Origin of the sequence: Pseudomonas sp. BIOMIG1BAC, assembly GCF_001705995.2 — a bacterium.
Classification (GTDB): domain Bacteria; phylum Pseudomonadota; class Gammaproteobacteria; order Pseudomonadales; family Pseudomonadaceae; genus Aquipseudomonas; species Aquipseudomonas sessilinigenes.
The window spans coordinates 3,777,307-3,791,319 of record NZ_CP049045.1; the positions used below are offsets into that span (position 1 = coordinate 3,777,307).

The 14,013-nt window shown below is 64.2% G+C and carries 13 protein-coding genes; 7 read left to right on the forward strand and 6 right to left on the reverse strand.

The window, feature by feature from the left end; all coding sequences use genetic code 11:
• The first annotated feature begins 15 nt into the window (after positions 1 to 15).
• From efeB to ATY02_RS17485, 3 genes are all read left to right on the forward strand, one after another.
• Positions 16 to 1,329, forward strand: coding sequence for an iron uptake transporter deferrochelatase/peroxidase subunit (efeB, locus tag ATY02_RS17475; RefSeq protein WP_068588374.1), 1,314 nt, complete (start codon positions 16 to 18; stop codon positions 1,327 to 1,329).
• 34 nt (positions 1,330 to 1,363) lie between these two features.
• Complete coding sequence (efeO, locus tag ATY02_RS17480; protein ID WP_022644256.1) at positions 1,364 to 2,188, forward strand: iron uptake system protein EfeO; 825 nt, start codon at positions 1,364 to 1,366, stop codon at positions 2,186 to 2,188.
• A gap of 139 nt (positions 2,189 to 2,327) precedes the next feature.
• Complete coding sequence (locus ATY02_RS17485) at positions 2,328 to 3,512, forward strand: MFS transporter (protein WP_068588372.1); 1,185 nt, start codon at positions 2,328 to 2,330, stop codon at positions 3,510 to 3,512.
• 171 nt (positions 3,513 to 3,683) lie between these two features.
• On the opposite strand, the gene pssA is transcribed toward ATY02_RS17485, so the two are convergent.
• Positions 3,684 to 5,027 (reverse strand): CDP-diacylglycerol--serine O-phosphatidyltransferase, encoded by a 1,344-nt coding sequence (pssA, locus tag ATY02_RS17490; RefSeq protein ID WP_068588370.1) that lies wholly within the window; start codon positions 5,025 to 5,027, stop codon positions 3,684 to 3,686.
• A 181-nt stretch (positions 5,028 to 5,208) separates the two neighbouring features.
• Here pssA and ATY02_RS17495 point away from each other — a divergent pair, with 181 nt between their 5' ends.
• Positions 5,209 to 5,772: a TetR/AcrR family transcriptional regulator gene (locus ATY02_RS17495; protein WP_068588367.1), complete on the forward strand. Its 564-nt coding sequence runs from the start codon at positions 5,209 to 5,211 to the stop codon at positions 5,770 to 5,772.
• 58 nt (positions 5,773 to 5,830) lie between these two features.
• Positions 5,831 to 6,310, forward strand: a complete 480-nt coding sequence (locus ATY02_RS17500) for a DUF1348 family protein (protein WP_068588363.1) — start codon at positions 5,831 to 5,833, stop codon at positions 6,308 to 6,310.
• Positions 6,311 to 6,460: 150 nt separating this feature from the next.
• Here ATY02_RS17500 and sfnG read toward each other — a convergent pair whose 3' ends face one another.
• Positions 6,461 to 7,546: a dimethylsulfone monooxygenase SfnG gene (gene sfnG / locus ATY02_RS17505; RefSeq protein ID WP_068588358.1), complete on the reverse strand. Its 1,086-nt coding sequence runs from the start codon at positions 7,544 to 7,546 to the stop codon at positions 6,461 to 6,463.
• A gap of 401 nt (positions 7,547 to 7,947) precedes the next feature.
• On the opposite strand from sfnG, the gene ATY02_RS17510 reads away from it, so the two are divergent.
• Complete coding sequence (locus ATY02_RS17510; RefSeq protein ID WP_068588355.1) at positions 7,948 to 9,183, forward strand: acyl-CoA dehydrogenase family protein; 1,236 nt, start codon at positions 7,948 to 7,950, stop codon at positions 9,181 to 9,183.
• A 129-nt stretch (positions 9,184 to 9,312) separates the two neighbouring features.
• Positions 9,313 to 10,092 carry a TSUP family transporter gene (locus tag ATY02_RS17515; protein ID WP_068588353.1) on the forward strand — a complete coding sequence of 260 codons (780 nt, stop codon included), beginning with the start codon at positions 9,313 to 9,315 and terminating at the stop codon, positions 10,090 to 10,092.
• Here the strand turns inward: ATY02_RS17515 and nudC are convergent.
• From nudC to ATY02_RS17535, 4 genes are all read right to left on the reverse strand, one after another.
• Positions 10,060 to 10,890 (reverse strand): NAD(+) diphosphatase, encoded by an 831-nt coding sequence (nudC, locus tag ATY02_RS17520; protein ID WP_068588351.1) that lies wholly within the window; start codon positions 10,888 to 10,890, stop codon positions 10,060 to 10,062. The two genes, ATY02_RS17515 and nudC, sit on opposite strands and share 33 nt — an antisense overlap.
• Before the next feature lie 6 nt (positions 10,891 to 10,896).
• Positions 10,897 to 11,709 carry a crotonase/enoyl-CoA hydratase family protein gene (locus ATY02_RS17525; RefSeq protein ID WP_068588347.1) on the reverse strand — a complete coding sequence of 271 codons (813 nt, stop codon included), beginning with the start codon at positions 11,707 to 11,709 and terminating at the stop codon, positions 10,897 to 10,899.
• Between the two features lie 127 nt (positions 11,710 to 11,836).
• A complete protein-coding gene (locus ATY02_RS17530) occupies positions 11,837 to 12,613 on the reverse strand; it encodes a class I SAM-dependent methyltransferase (protein WP_068588344.1) in 777 nt (258 codons plus the stop codon).
• 101 nt (positions 12,614 to 12,714) lie between these two features.
• The gene (locus ATY02_RS17535; RefSeq protein WP_068588341.1) at positions 12,715 to 14,013 is read right to left on the reverse strand and encodes an ATP-binding protein; all 1,299 of its coding nucleotides are present in this window, start codon (positions 14,011 to 14,013) and stop codon (positions 12,715 to 12,717) included.

The window sequence follows — 14,013 nt, forward strand, 5'->3', positions numbered from 1 at the left end:
CACGAGTCCTGCGCAATGAACGATTCAGATCAGTCCAATCCGTCATTTTCCGCCCAACGCCGACGTGTCTTGCTGGGCATGGGCGCCGCCAGCGTCGCCCTGGCCGGCAGTAGCCTGGCGAGCCCGGCCCTGGCCGGACAGGCACCGCCCCAAGTGACCGTGGCCCCCAGCAGCGACAAGACCCAGGAACGCAACGACTTCCACGGCCAGCACCAGAGCGGCATCGTCACTGCGCGTCCCACCGCAGGAATGATGGTGGCGTTCGATGTGCTGGCCAGCGACCGCGAGGACCTGGAGCGCCTGTTCCGCACCCTCAACGAGCGTATCGCCTTCCTCATGCAGGGCGGCCCCGTGACCCAGGTCGACGCAAAACTGCCGCCACTGGACTCCGGCATCCTCGGTCCGGTGGTCACCCCGGACAACCTGACCATCACCGTCTCGGTGGGCGAGTCACTGTTCGACGAACGCTTCGGCCTGGCCGACGCCAAGCCCAAGCGCCTGGTACGCATGGTGGGCTTTCCCAACGACGCCCTGGAACCGGCCTGCTGCCATGGCGACCTGAGCCTGCAGTTCTGTTCCAACACCGCCGACACCAATATCCATGCCCTGCGCGACATCGTGAAGAACCTGCCCGACCTGCTGCTGGTGCGCTGGAAACAGGAAGGCAGCGTACCGCCCCAGGCCCCGGCCAAGCCGGGCGAACCGGCACAGAGCGCGCGCAACTTCCTGGGCTTTCGCGATGGCTCGGCCAACCCCGACTCCAACGACCAGAAGGCCATGCAGCAGATCGTCTGGGTCCAGCCTGGCAGCGACGAGCCGGCCTGGGCCGCCCACGGCAGCTACCAGGCGGTGCGCATCATCCGTAACTTCGTCGAACGCTGGGACCGTACCCCGCTGCAGGAACAGGAAAGCATCCTGGGCCGGATCAAGGCCAGCGGCGCCCCCATGGACGGCCATCACGAAAACCAGGTTCCCGACTACGCCAAGGACCCCCACGGCAAGGTGACCAAGCTCGATGCCCACATCCGCCTGGCCAACCCGCGCACCGCCAAGACCCAGCAGAACCTGATCCTGCGCCGGCCGTTCAACTATTCCAATGGCGTGAACAAGAACGGCCAGTTGGACATGGGCCTGTTGTTCATCTGCTACCAGGCGGACCTGGAGAAAGGCTTCATCACCGTGCAGACCCGACTCAACGGCGAACCCCTGGAGGAGTACCTCAAGCCCACTGGCGGCGGTTATTTCTTCACCCTGCCGGGGGTCACGGGCGACCAGGACTTCATTGGTCGTTCGCTGCTCGCCGCCACGGCTGCCAAGGCCAATGCCTGATCGCCCCCTACAATAACCCCCACGGAAACGTCCCATGAAAAAGTCGCCTCTCGCTGTGTTGCTGACCCTTGGCTTGCTCCACGCTCCGCTGTCGGCCCTGGCCGCCCCCGCGCCCCTGGAGCTGGTGGGGCCGATCTCCGACTACAAGATCTACGTCACTGAACAGCTCGACGAGCTGGCCAGCCATACCCAGCAATTCACCGATGCAGTGAAACAGGGCGACTTGGCCAAGGCCCGGCAGCTCTATGCGCCGACCCGGGTCTACTACGAGTCGATCGAGCCGATCGCCGAGCTGTTCAGCGACCTGGATGCCTCTATCGACTCCCGCGTCGACGACCATGAACAAGGGGTCAAGGCCGAGGACTTCACCGGCTTCCACCGCCTGGAGTACTCGTTGTTTTCAGAGAACAGCACCCAGGGCCTGGGCGACCTGGCCGACCGCCTGAACAAGGACGTCAAGGACCTGCAGGCGCGCGTCGCCGGCTTGACCTTCCCACCGGAAAAAGTGGTCGGCGGGGCCGCTGCCCTGCTCGAGGAAGTCGCTGCGACCAAGATCTCCGGTGAAGAAGATCGCTACAGCCACACCGACCTCTACGACTTCCAGGGCAACATCGACGGGGCGAAGAAAATCGTCGACCTGTTCCGTCCGCAGATCGAGAAGCAGGACAAGGCCTTTGTCGCCAAGGTGGACAAGAACTTCGCCACCGTGAACAAGATCCTGGCCAAGTACAAGACTGCGGACGGTGGCTTCATGACCTACGACAAGGTCAAGGAGAACGACCGCAAGGCCCTGGTGGGCCCGGTCAACACCCTGGCCGAGGACCTCTCTACCCTGCGCGGCAAGCTGGGCCTGAACTGACTCCGCGGCCCCTGGCGGGAACCGGCATGCCGGTTCCTGCTCCATCGCTCCCCCCCCGCTTGCGCTGCAATTAGGCCTGGGCAGCCGTGCGTTATCCCGATAACGTGCACGCCCCGATGTTCCTCATGGAAGACCTGCTATGCCCACCCCCTCGGCCTCCAGGCCCCTCTCGCTCTTGCCGCTGATGGCGGCCTACATGGCCTGCACCATGTCGATGATGGCCTTCGTCTCGCTGATCGGCCCGATCTCTCGGGTACTGCATCTGGAAACCTGGCATGCCGGTGTGGCAGTGACCGTGGCCGGGGTGATCTGGGTGCTGCTGGCGCGCCCCTGGGGCCAGGCCAGCGATCGCTATGGCCGCCGCCGGGTGTTGCTGGTCGGGATCGCCGGCTTCACCCTGGCTTACTGGGCCCTGTGCCTGTTCATCGATGTATCCCTGCGGACCTTGCCCAGTGTCGCCGTGGCCTTCGCCGGCCTGGTACTGGGCCGTGGCTTGATCGGCGCCTTCTACGCGGCAGTGCCGGTGGGCGGATTCGCCCTGGTGGCCGACCACTTCGAACCCCAGCATCGGGCCCGGGCCATGGCCACCCTGGGTGCAGCCAACGCCGTGGGCCTGGTGGTAGGGCCGGCCGCTGCCGCGCTGCTGGCCCGGCACAGCCTGAGCCTGCCCTTCTACGTCATGGCTATCCTGCCGCTGCTGGCGCTGGTGGTGATGTACCGGCAACTGCCCCGCCAGGAGTTGCACCTGGCCCAGACGCCTGGCCGGGTTCGCCTGAACGATCCGCGGCTGGCCCGGCCAATGGTGGTGGCCTTCGTCGCCATGCTCTGCGTGACGCTGGCCCAGATCACCGTGAGCTTCTATGCCATGGACCGGCTGCAGATGAACTCCGCCGATGCGGCGCAGACCGCCGGGATCGCCCTGACCATGGTCGGTGTGGCCCTGATCTGCGCCCAACTGGTGGTGCGCAAGCTGGAATGGGCGCCACTGCGGATGATCCGCGCCGGCGCCCTGCTTTCAGCCGTGGGTTATGCCGGGGCGATGCTGGCGGACAGCGCCTGGAGCCTGTGGCTGGCGTTCTTCGTCTCGGCGGCGGGCATGGGCGGGATATTCCCGTCGTTCTCGGCCCTGGCGGCCAATTCGGTGCAAGCCTCGGAGCAAGGCGCCACGGCCGGCAGCATCGGCGCAGCCCAGGGCCTGGGGGCGGTGGTCGGGCCAATGGCCGGCACCTTGATCTACGCCATGGAGCCACGCCTGCCCTATCTGCTGGCGGCAGTGCTGCTGGCGTTGGTGGCGCTGTGGCCTTACCCACCCAAGCAAAGCTGATCCACTGGCCGCTGCCCTACGTCGATATCGACTTGCGCAAAGGGCCTGCGGCCCTCTTGCGCAGCCTTGCAGGCGAGGCTGCGGTACAGATTCGAGCTTCGTGTAGCCGCTGCCGCAGGCCCCGCTGGAGCACGGTGATACCCAACGCCTGAAGGGCCTAGCGGCTACAGATCAGAGGATGCGGTACAGCAGGCGCTCGATGCGCACGCGGCTGACCCGGCGCAGGAACTTGCTCACCGCCTCCGGGTAATCGGCCAGGCTGTCCAGCGACTGGAAATGCTCGATACGCCGGGTATGGCGATAGATCTCGGCCTGCTCGGCACTGCGCGCCGCCAGCAACTCACCCTTGGGGTCGTCCAGCAGCAGGGCATTTTCCAGGTCCAGGCGGAATGCCCGTGGGTTGAGGTTGTTGCCGGTGAGCAAGGTGTAGCGCTCGTCGATCCACAGGCCCTTGAGGTGGTAGCTGTTATCGCCATCGCGCCATAGGTGCAGGTTCAACTGTCCATTGTCGATGTACTTCTGATGCCGCTTGGCGAAGCGCCGCAGGCTGATCTCGTACAGATAGGGCAAGGCAGCGATGACCTTGAACGGCTCGCTGGGGGGGATATAGAAGTCGTTGGCAGTCTTGTCGCCAACGATGATGTCGATCTTCACTCCCCGCTCCAGGGCCCGGTTGATTTCCCGGACCACTGGCAATGGCAGGTTGAAATACGGGGTGCAGATGGTCAGCTGCTTCTGGGCCCCGGCCATCAGTTCGCAGATCACGCGGTTCAGCGGGTTGCCCTTGCCCACTCCCAGCAGCGGACTGACGGATAACCCGTTGCGCTCCAGGCTGCCGGCCGTGGTGTCGTAGGCTGCATGCTTGAGCCGGCTGCGCAGGTCGCCGATGTCATTGCGCAAGCTGCGAGTCGTCGGCAGCTTTGGCAGGTCCAGGCGATGCACCGCCCGCGATTCCACCAGGCCATGCTGCACCAGGTGATGCATGGAGTCGGCCAGGGCGCGATTGTGCAGCAGGTGATAGCGGTCGAACCGGTACTTGTCGAATTTGTGCAGGTACACGTTGTTCAGGCTGGCGCCGCTGTAGAGCACGCAATCGTCGATCACGAACCCCTTCAGGTGCAGGACCCCGAACAGCTCCCGGGTCTGCACCGGTACGCCGTAGATCGGCACCACACTGGCGTGGGTGCGAGTCATTTCCTGGTACCAGGCCGAATTGCCCGGCTGCTTGCCAGCGCCGATCAGGCCGCGTTGGGCGCGCATCCAATCCACCACCACCACGATGTCCAGCTCGGGACGAGCGGCCTTGGCAGCATGCAGGGCATCGAGGATCTCCTGGCCAGCTTCATCCTGCTGCAGGTACAGGGCAACGATATAGATGCGTTGGGTAGCCTGGGCGATCTGCTCCAGCAGGGTTTGGCGAAACTGCGCCGCACCACACAGCGTGGTGAAGGCATCGGGGGCCAGGGGAAAGCTGCGCAGCTTGGGCAGCAGGGAACGCTTGAAAAGCAACGGCATAGGGTTGGCAGTGGCTCAGATTCAAAGAGCGCAAGAGCTTACACCATGGATAGGTCGCAGTCCTCTATCTGGCCTGTACAAAGCCTGTAGTGGCCGATACACAGGCAGTCGAAGTACTGCGTGGATGAATGATTCGAACAACCCCATTGACCAAGGAGAACGATCGTTCTACTCTTTGCCCATGAACGAAATTACTCACTCAGAAACACGCGATATCATTCTCGATGTCACCGAGAAACTGATCTATAAAAGTGGTATCGCCGCCACCGGCATGGATCTTCTGGTCAAGACTGCCGGGGTTTCTCGAAAGAGCGTCTATCGCTATTTCGACAATAAGGAACAATTGGTCGTGGCCGCCCTGGAGCGGCGCGACGAGCGCTGGATGCACTGGTACCGCAGCGAAGTGGACAAGGCCCAGGGCTCGGCCCAACGCCTGCTGGCGCTGTTCAGCGTACTCAAGGCGTGGTTCGGCCGCGAAGACTTTCGCGGCTGCGCCTTCATCAATACCAGTGGTGAAACCGGTGATCCGCAAGACCCGGTGCGCCAGGTAGCGAAACGGCACAAACAGAAGCTGCTCGACTATCTGGTCGAACTTTGCCAGGAACATGGCACGCAACAACCTTCGGAACTGGCGGCACAGCTGCTGATCCTGATCGATGGTGCCATTACCGTTGCGCTGGTCATGGGCGATTACAGTGCTGCCGATAATGCGCAATGCATGGCGCGAAAGTTATTGGATCTCTGATCGACCCGAAGCAGTGCTACGCCTTAGTTGGAACTGCAACTTTCATTGGAGACTACCCATGTCGTCTAACACCCAAGTGCGCCCGCCGCTTCCCCCTTTCACCCGTGAATCGGCGATCGAGAAGATCCGCCTGGCCGAAGATGGCTGGAACTCGCGGGACCCGGAACGAGTATCCCTGGCCTACACCCTGGATACCCAGTGGCGCAACCGCGCCGAGTTCGCCCATGACCGGGAGCAAGCCAAGGCCTTCCTCACCCGCAAATGGGCCAAGGAACTGGACTACCGGCTGATCAAGGAACTCTGGGCCTTTACCGACAACCGCATTGCCGTGCGTTATGCCTACGAATGGCACGACGACTCCGGTAACTGGTTCCGTTCCTACGGCAACGAAAACTGGGAGTTCGATGAACAGGGGCTGATGGCCCGGCGCTTCGCCTGTATCAACGACATGCCGATCAAGGCCAGCGAGCGCAAGTTCCACTGGCCCCTGGGGCGGCGCCCGGACGATCACCCGGGCCTCTCCGAACTGGGCCTGTAATCGCCACGACCTTGTAGCCGCTGCCGAGCTTGCGAGGCTGCGACCAGGCTGCCAGGCCTGCATGCTCCAGGGCCCCTGCGGCCCTGCGGGCCATGCGCAGCCTGGGGCAGCGGCTACACGAAGCATGAAGGCCACGGGGCCTTCGACGCATCAGGCCGCGGCGTCCTGCCCGGCCTGGGCCTCCAGCTCGCGTACCAGGGGCAGTACGCGGCGGCCGAAGTACTCCACTTCCTCCTGGAAATGCAGGAATCCCGCCAGTACCAGGTCCACACCCACCGCCTTGAGCTCGACGATTCGCTGGGCAATCTGCTGCGGGGTACCGATCAGGTTGGTCTTGAAACCGTCGTTGTATTGCACCAGGTCCTCGAAGCTCGACTTGGCCCAGTTGCCCTCTCCTTCCGGCGAAGCCTGGCCAGCCTGCCTGGCCGCATCACCGAAGGCCCTGACCGCCTCTGGATCGGCCTGGTCGATGATCTGTTGCAGCACCGCCTGCGCCTCTTGTTCGGTATCCCGGGCAATCACGAAGGCATTCACCCCAATCTTCACCTGATGTTGGTTGGCCGTGGCCTTGGCGCGGATGTCATCGACCTGGGCCTTGATCCCCTCCACGCTGTTGCCGTTGGTGAAGTACCAGTCCGACACCCTCGCGGCCATGTCCCGGGCCGCCCGGGAACTGCCGCCCTGGAAGATTTCCGGTCGCCCCAGGGGCTTGGGCTTGAGGCTGTAGTTATCGAAACGGTAGAAGTCGCCCTTGAAGGTGAAATGCTCCTGGCTCCACACCCCGCGCAGGCAGCGGATGAACTCCTCGGAGCGGCGATAGCGCTCGTCGTGCTCCAGCCAATGCTCGCCGATGGCCTGGAACTCGCCCTTGAACCAGCCACTGACGATGTTCACGGCGATGCGCCCCTCGGTCAGTTGGTCGATGGTCGCCAACTGCTTGGCCGCCAAGGCCGGTTGCCAGGGCCCGGGCAAGATTGCCGCGATGACCTTGAGCTTGCTGGTGGCGGCCAGCAGCGCATGGCTGAACGCCACCGACTCATGCTGGTACTCGGCGCCGTAGCCGGCGGTAAAGCGGATCTGCGTCAGGGCGTATTCGAAACCGGCAGCCTCGGCGATCTGCGCCAGCTTGCGGTTGTAGTCGATGCCCCAGTGGGTGCGCTGCGCGATCTTGCTGACCACCAGGCCGCCGCTGACGTTGGGCACCCAGTAGGCGAATTTCACGGCTTGCTGACTCATGGTTCGGTCCTCGGGATGGGAAAGGTACAGGGGTCCCGAGCAGCATGCGTGCCAAACCCGCAGCGAGCGGTCACCGCTGCCGAGCCTGCGAGGTGGCGACAAGGCCGCCAGGCCTTCAATGACCCAGTGCCCCCTGCGGCCCTGCGGGCCATGCGCAGCCTTCGGCAGCGGCTACACGGATGCAGTGACCCACGGTAGTTTTCCGGGATCACCAGCTACCGATCAACCAGGCGGGAAAGTATTGCGGACAACGATTTGTTGCAGGGCTGTTGCCAGGGCAACAGTTACCGGCGGGCTGGGCACTGGCCCGACCAGCAAAACCGGAGCCATGACGGTCGGCATGTTGTGTGCAATCACCTGCAGGACCTTTTGTCTTTTCCTGCCGATTGCGGAGCCATGCCATGACCGAACACCAGGTAATCAATCCACTGTCCACCGGGGTCGACTACGACCCCCTGGCCGAGCGCTTCCGACCGATCTTCCAGCGTATCGCCACAGGCGCCGTGGAACGCGAGCAGCAGCGCGAGCTGCCTTACGAAGCCATCCGCTGGCTCAAGGAGGCGGGGTTCGGTGCGGTACGGGTGCCCGTCGAGTACGGCGGCGGTGGTGCCTCACTGCCCCAGCTGTTCCAGTTGCTGATCGAATTGGCCGCGGCCGACGCCAACCTGCCCCAGGCCCTGCGTGGGCACTTCGCCTTTGCCGAGGACCGGCTCAACGCGGCTCCAGGGCCCGGGCGCGACCTGTGGTTCAAGCGCTTCGTCGCGGGGGACATCGTCGGCTGCGCCTGGACCGAGATCGGCGCGGTGGAGATCGGCCAGGTGCTGACCAAAGTCAGCCCCCACGGCAAGGGCTGGCGGCTGGACGGCGAGAAGTTCTACAGCACCGGGAGTATTTTCTCCGACTGGATCGATGTCTACGCCCAGCGCAGCGACACCAGTGAAAACGTGATCGCCGCCGTGCGCACCCACCAGCCAGGCGTCGAGCAGAGCGACGACTGGGACGGCTTCGGCCAGCGCACCACCGGCAGCGGCACCACCCGATTCACCCAGGCCGAGGTGGAGGCCGACAACATCATCGACTTCGCCACCTGCTTCAAGTACCAGACCGCCTTCTACCAACTGGTGCTGCTGGCGACCCTGGCCGGTATCGGCCGCGCGGCCTTGCGCGACGTCGCCCATGAGGTACGGGTACGCCAGCGCATCTATAGCCATGGCAATGCACCACGAGCCAGTGCCGATGCCCAGGTGCAGCAGGTGGTGGGCGAGATCGCAGCCCTGGTCTATGTCGCCGAAGCCGCCACCCTGCGGGCCGCCCTGCCGGCGCAGCAGGCCTACCTGGCACGCTTTGCCGGGGACCCGACGCAGGAACAGCAGGCCAATGTGGCAGCGGAGATCGAATCGGCCAGCGCCCAAGTGGCGGTCACCGAGCTGGTCCAGCGTGCCACCAGTGAGCTGTTCAATGCCCTTGGAGCCTCGGATGTGCGCCGGGGCAAGGCCCTGGACCGGCACTGGCGCAATGCCCGAACCGTGTCATCGCACAATCCGGCGATCTACAAGGCGCGGATCGTCGGTGACTGGCACATCAACGGCACCGAACCGCCGTTCGCCTGGAAGATCGGCAACGGGCCCAAGGCCTGAAGCGGCTGCAACTCACCCTTGGCAGGGTGCCGGGCCAGGACCTTGGTCGCAGTCGCACCAGGGCGCGGGATGCAGGTAAGATGTCAGGCTTTCGCGCCCCCTGCGCTCCCGCCGAAATAAGCCGATTCCATGCCCTTCGATCTCAGCGTTGACCTGACCACCCTCGCCGTTCTCGCCCTCGTGGCCTTTATCGCCGGTTTCATCGATGCCATTGCCGGCGGGGGCGGCCTGCTCACCACGCCGGCCCTGCTCACCGCGGGCCTGCCACCGCACCTGGTACTGGGCACCAACAAGCTCAGCTCGACCTTCGGCTCGGCCACTGCCAGCTTCACCTTCTATCGGCGCAAGCTGTTCCACCCCCGACAGTGGATGCACGCCATCATCGGCACCCTGGTGGGCGCGCTGGCCGGGGCCATCGTCGCCCACTACCTGCCTGCCGAGTGGCTGAACAAGATGCTGCCGGTGATCGTCTTCGCCTGCGGCCTGTACCTGCTGTTCGGCGGCACGCCCAAGGCACCGCTGGACAGCGACGCACCGATCAAGAAGAAATGGCAATCGACCCAGGGCTTCAGCCTGGGCTTCTACGATGGCGTGGCCGGTCCCGGCACGGGCGCGTTCTGGACGGTCAGCAGCCTGCTGCTCTACCCCATCGACCTGGTCAAGGCCAGCGGCGTGGCGCGCAGCATGAACTTCGTCAGCAACATCGCGGCGCTGGCGGTGTTTGTCTTTTCCGGGCAGGTGGATTGGATCATCGGCCTGAGCATGGGCCTGTCGGTGATGGTCGGGGCCTTCTTCGGGGCACGCACCGCCATCAGCGGTGGTGCCAAGTTCATTCGCCCGGTGTTCATCACCGTGGTCCTGGGCCTGACTGTGCGCCTAGCCTGGCAGCACTGGTTCAGCGTGGCCTAAGCGACGCGCCACATAGAGGTCGATCAGGTAGCGGGCAATCGAGCGCGACGCTGGCAACGGCGGCAGCGCGTGCACATTGAACCACTGGGCATCCTCGATCTCGTCTTCCTGGGGCAGGATCTCGCCACTGGCGTACTCGGCATGGAAGCCCAGCATCATCGAATGCGGGAACGGCCAGCACTGGCTGCCCACGTACTGGATGTTGCGGACTTCGATGCTCACCTCCTCGCGCACCTCGCGGACCAGGCAATCCTCTGCCGACTCACCGGGCTCGGCAAAACCTGCCAAGGTGCTGTAGACCCCGGTGACGAAACGTGGCGAACGCGCCAGCAGGATCTCGTCGCCACGGGTAATCAGCACGATCATGCTCGGCGAGATCCGCGGATAGGCCCGCAGGTCGCAGCCCTGGCAGTACATGGCACGCTCGAGCGGCACCTGCACCGTGGGTTTCCCGCAACTCCCACAGAACCGGTGCTCCCGGGCCCAGGTGCCGATCTGCGCCGCATAACCGAGCACCTTGTACAGGGTGTGGTCGCTCTCCAGCATGAAGGCCCGCAGGCCTTTCCAACCACAACCTTGCACGTCGGCACGGCCACTGAGCTCCAGCAGGTACACCGGCTCGCCATCGAGGTGGCCGATGCCGTGCTCGGCCAATACCGGCAGGTCCTGGCTCTTGAGCCAGTGCCGGGGGAACAGCGCGCCGTTGTCATCGTAGAGAAAACCCTCCGGGCCACGGGCCACGGCCCAGCCGCCGGGAAGGTCAGTATCGAGTACTGCGGTGCTCCAGCGTGCAATCATCTTCTATCAGTCCAGAAATTCGGGTTTCTGTTTGCTCATGTGGGCGGCGATGGCCACGCGCAGGTCGTTGGACTGGAGCATCGCAGCGTTCCAGGTGGCGACGTATTCCAGGCCATCGTCGATACGATGGTCGCGCATGTAGCTGAGCATTTCCTTGGTGCCGGCCACGGCGATCGGCGACTTGGCAGCAATCTCCCGGGCAATCTCCATGACCCCGTCCAGCAGGCCCGAGGCATCGGCGAAGGTGCGATTGACCAGGCCGATGTCGAGCGCTTCCTCGGCGCCGAAGGTGCGTCCGGTGTAGGCCAGCTCACGCAGCATGCCGTCACCGATGATACGTGGCAAACGTTGCAGTGTGCCGACATCGGCGGCCATGCCGATATCGATTTCCTTGATCGAGAACTGCGCGTCGGCAGCGGCATAACGCATGTCGCAGGCGCTGATCAGGTCGATGGCGCCACCCAGGCAGTAGCCCTGGATCGCCGCCAGCACCGGCTTGCGGCAGTTGTCCACGGCGTTGAACGAGGATTGCAGTTCAAGGATCTTGCGTCGCAGCAGGCGCGCGTTGCGCCCCACGTCCTTGCCCAACTCATTGGCCACCCCGGCCAGCAGCATCAGGTCGATGCCCGAGGAGAAATGCTTGCCGGCGCCACTGAGTACCACCACCCGGACCGCGTCGGTATCGTCGATCCAGCGGAAGATATCGACGATCTCGGTCCAGAACGCGGCGTTCATGGCGTTGATTTTTTCCGGCCGGTTGATCTGCACATGGGCGATGTTATCGGCGAGTTCGACACGAAAGGCTTGGTATTCGGACATGGCGACGATCCTTCTCTGGTCAGCAAACAAGGGCCGAACTATAGCAAGTGGCAACCGCGCCCCGTAAGGCAGCGCATTGGCCAAAAACAGGACTGGGCCTGGCCTGCTGCCTTATTCGGTGATCGGTTCAGGCCTGCTTTATCGCGTAGAAGGCAGCGGTCTCATAAGGCACGGTCACCTCGCGGCTGTCCCGCAATTGGGGTTCGCTGGCCACCAGCTCGGCGAGCTGTCGCTCCAGCGCATCGCGTTGGTCCTGAGGCAACGCGGCGATGAAACTGGTGGAGCGCACGCGATTGAAGATCACATCTTGCGCGGGGCCCGTGTGCCCATGGCTAAAGTGCTGCTCCTGCAACGGTCCGAAACCGGGATGGGGAAAGGCCTGGCGCCAGGCCCCGGTGTAGTAGCGTGGCGTGTCGCCCTGCAGGGCATTGACGATGCGCTCCAAGTGCGCCACCCAGGGCACTCGCGCATCGCGCTGGTTCCACACCAGCGCCAGCTTGCCATTGGGCTTTAGCACCCGGTGGATTTCATCCAGGGCCTGGTGGCTGGCAAACCAATGAAAGGCCTGGGCACAGGCCAGCACATCCACCGAGGCGTCACGTAGCGGGATCGCCTCGGCGCTGCCATCCAAGACCTGGGCATCGGGATACTGCTGCGCCAGCTTGGCACGCATCTGCGCCACAGGCTCCACGGCAATCACCTGGGCGCCGGTCGCCAGGAGTCGCGCAGTGAACTTGCCAGTACCGGCACCCAGGTCCACCACTACCCTGCCCGGCTGCAGCTCCAGCACCTGGCGCAACCAGGGTTCCAGCTCAGGCGGATAGCCGGGTCGGCCGCGAGCATAGGTATCGGCCGCCTGCTTGTAGCCATCGGCCGCAGCATGATGAATGGGCCGGTCGTTCATGAGGCACCTCCTGGTCAGGGGAAAGCGCCGTTGAGAATAAACCCTGCACGCCGCCGGCCACATGAAATTAATGTCAGCACCACACTGCCGGGGCTGACGCGTTAACGCGACGTGGGCAGGCTCAGGAGAAAACGCGCGCCCCCCAGTGGCGAGGCCTCGACGGTCAGCGTGCCACCCTGAGCCTCCAGGGCGCGGCGACTGATGGCCAGGCCCAGGCCGAAACCGCCCGTGGAACGATCACGGCTACGATCCAGGCGATAGAAAGGCTCGAAGACCCGCTCCCGCTCATCGTCGGGAATGCCGATGCCATCATCGTCGACCCAGATTTCGCAACCATGCTCCCCCACCAGTACCCCGACCTGGATGCGTTTTTCACAGTAGCGGGTGGCATTGCGCAAGAGATTCTGCAAGGCCCGCGCGGTCAGGCGCGGGTCCAGGGTGAAACGCTCCAGGGTGCCGTACAGCAGCACGTCGATGACCACATCCGACTCCAGTTCATCGTCGACGCTGCCCAGGATGCTGTCGATGAACTCATCCAGGGCCACTTCGATCTGCTCCGGCAGGCACGCTGGATTCTGTAATCGGCTGTAGGACAACAGCTCCAGCACCAGTTCGTCCAGTTCGCGGATATGCGCCACCAGCCCCTGCAGGCGCTCGCGGCTGGCCGCGGGCAAGTCGTCGGACAGGGCCAGGGCCAGGCCGAAGTCGAGCCGGGTCAGGGGCGTGCGCAACTCGTGGGACACCGCATTGAGCAAGTCACGCTGTTGGTTCAGGAGCTTTTCGATGTCCCCGGCCATGGTGTCGAACACATGGGCCAGGCTGCCGATGTTGGAACTGGCCGGCAGTTGCGTACGCTCGTCCAGGTGCCCCTTGCCGAAGCGCTCGGCGGTGCGCTTGAGGCGCTCCAGGTCACGCCAGTGAGGCCTGACCCACAGCAGCAGGCAAGCCAGGAGCACCGCACCGATCAGGACATTGATGCTCCAGTACAACAAATTGACGTCCAGGGGGTCCGGCGGCATCACCAGCTTGACCGCCATCTGGTCGTGCAGCGGCGAAACCGCAAGCGTTCGCGAGCCCCAGTCGCCCACCCGCACGACCTTCTTGCCCGCCTGCAGCCGGGCGCGTTCGTCGGCGCTGAAATCAGGGTCGTCGATGCGTACCAGGGCGATCTGCAGCGGGTGGAAGTCCTCGTCCATCGTCTTCGCCAGCGCCGGCCACTGGGCGGGTGGGTGGGAGCGGAACTGCCTGGCAATCAACTCCTGCAGGCCTCGGGACTTGGTCAGGTTGTAGTCGATGAAGCGCTGGTGAAACACCTTGATCACCAGGTCGGGGACCAGGTACATCGCCGCACTGAAGGCGACGATGGTGATCAGGTACAGCCGTACCAGGATGCGTAGCAT

Excerpts from the sequence above, each read along its gene's own strand:
- ATY02_RS17530 (WP_068588344.1), bottom strand. The coding sequence starts at position 12,613 with ATGAACGACCGGCCCATTCATCATGCTGCGGCCGATGGCTACAAGCAG.
- ATY02_RS17535 (WP_068588341.1), bottom strand. The coding sequence starts at position 14,013 with ATGCTACGCATCCTGGTACGGCTGTACCTGATCACCATCGTCGCCTTC.
- efeO (WP_022644256.1), top strand. The coding sequence starts at position 1,364 with ATGAAAAAGTCGCCTCTCGCTGTGTTGCTGACCCTTGGCTTGCTCCAC.
- efeB (WP_068588374.1), top strand. The coding sequence starts at position 16 with ATGAACGATTCAGATCAGTCCAATCCGTCATTTTCCGCCCAACGCCGA.
- ATY02_RS17485 (WP_068588372.1), top strand. The coding sequence starts at position 2,328 with ATGCCCACCCCCTCGGCCTCCAGGCCCCTCTCGCTCTTGCCGCTGATG.
- ATY02_RS17515 (WP_068588353.1), top strand. The coding sequence starts at position 9,313 with ATGCCCTTCGATCTCAGCGTTGACCTGACCACCCTCGCCGTTCTCGCC.
- ATY02_RS17495 (WP_068588367.1), top strand. The coding sequence starts at position 5,209 with ATGAACGAAATTACTCACTCAGAAACACGCGATATCATTCTCGATGTC.
- sfnG (WP_068588358.1), bottom strand. The coding sequence starts at position 7,546 with ATGAGTCAGCAAGCCGTGAAATTCGCCTACTGGGTGCCCAACGTCAGC.
- ATY02_RS17525 (WP_068588347.1), bottom strand. The coding sequence starts at position 11,709 with ATGTCCGAATACCAAGCCTTTCGTGTCGAACTCGCCGATAACATCGCC.
- pssA (WP_068588370.1), bottom strand. The coding sequence starts at position 5,027 with ATGCCGTTGCTTTTCAAGCGTTCCCTGCTGCCCAAGCTGCGCAGCTTT.
- ATY02_RS17500 (WP_068588363.1), top strand. The coding sequence starts at position 5,831 with ATGTCGTCTAACACCCAAGTGCGCCCGCCGCTTCCCCCTTTCACCCGT.
- ATY02_RS17510 (WP_068588355.1), top strand. The coding sequence starts at position 7,948 with ATGACCGAACACCAGGTAATCAATCCACTGTCCACCGGGGTCGACTAC.
- nudC (WP_068588351.1), bottom strand. The coding sequence starts at position 10,890 with ATGATTGCACGCTGGAGCACCGCAGTACTCGATACTGACCTTCCCGGC.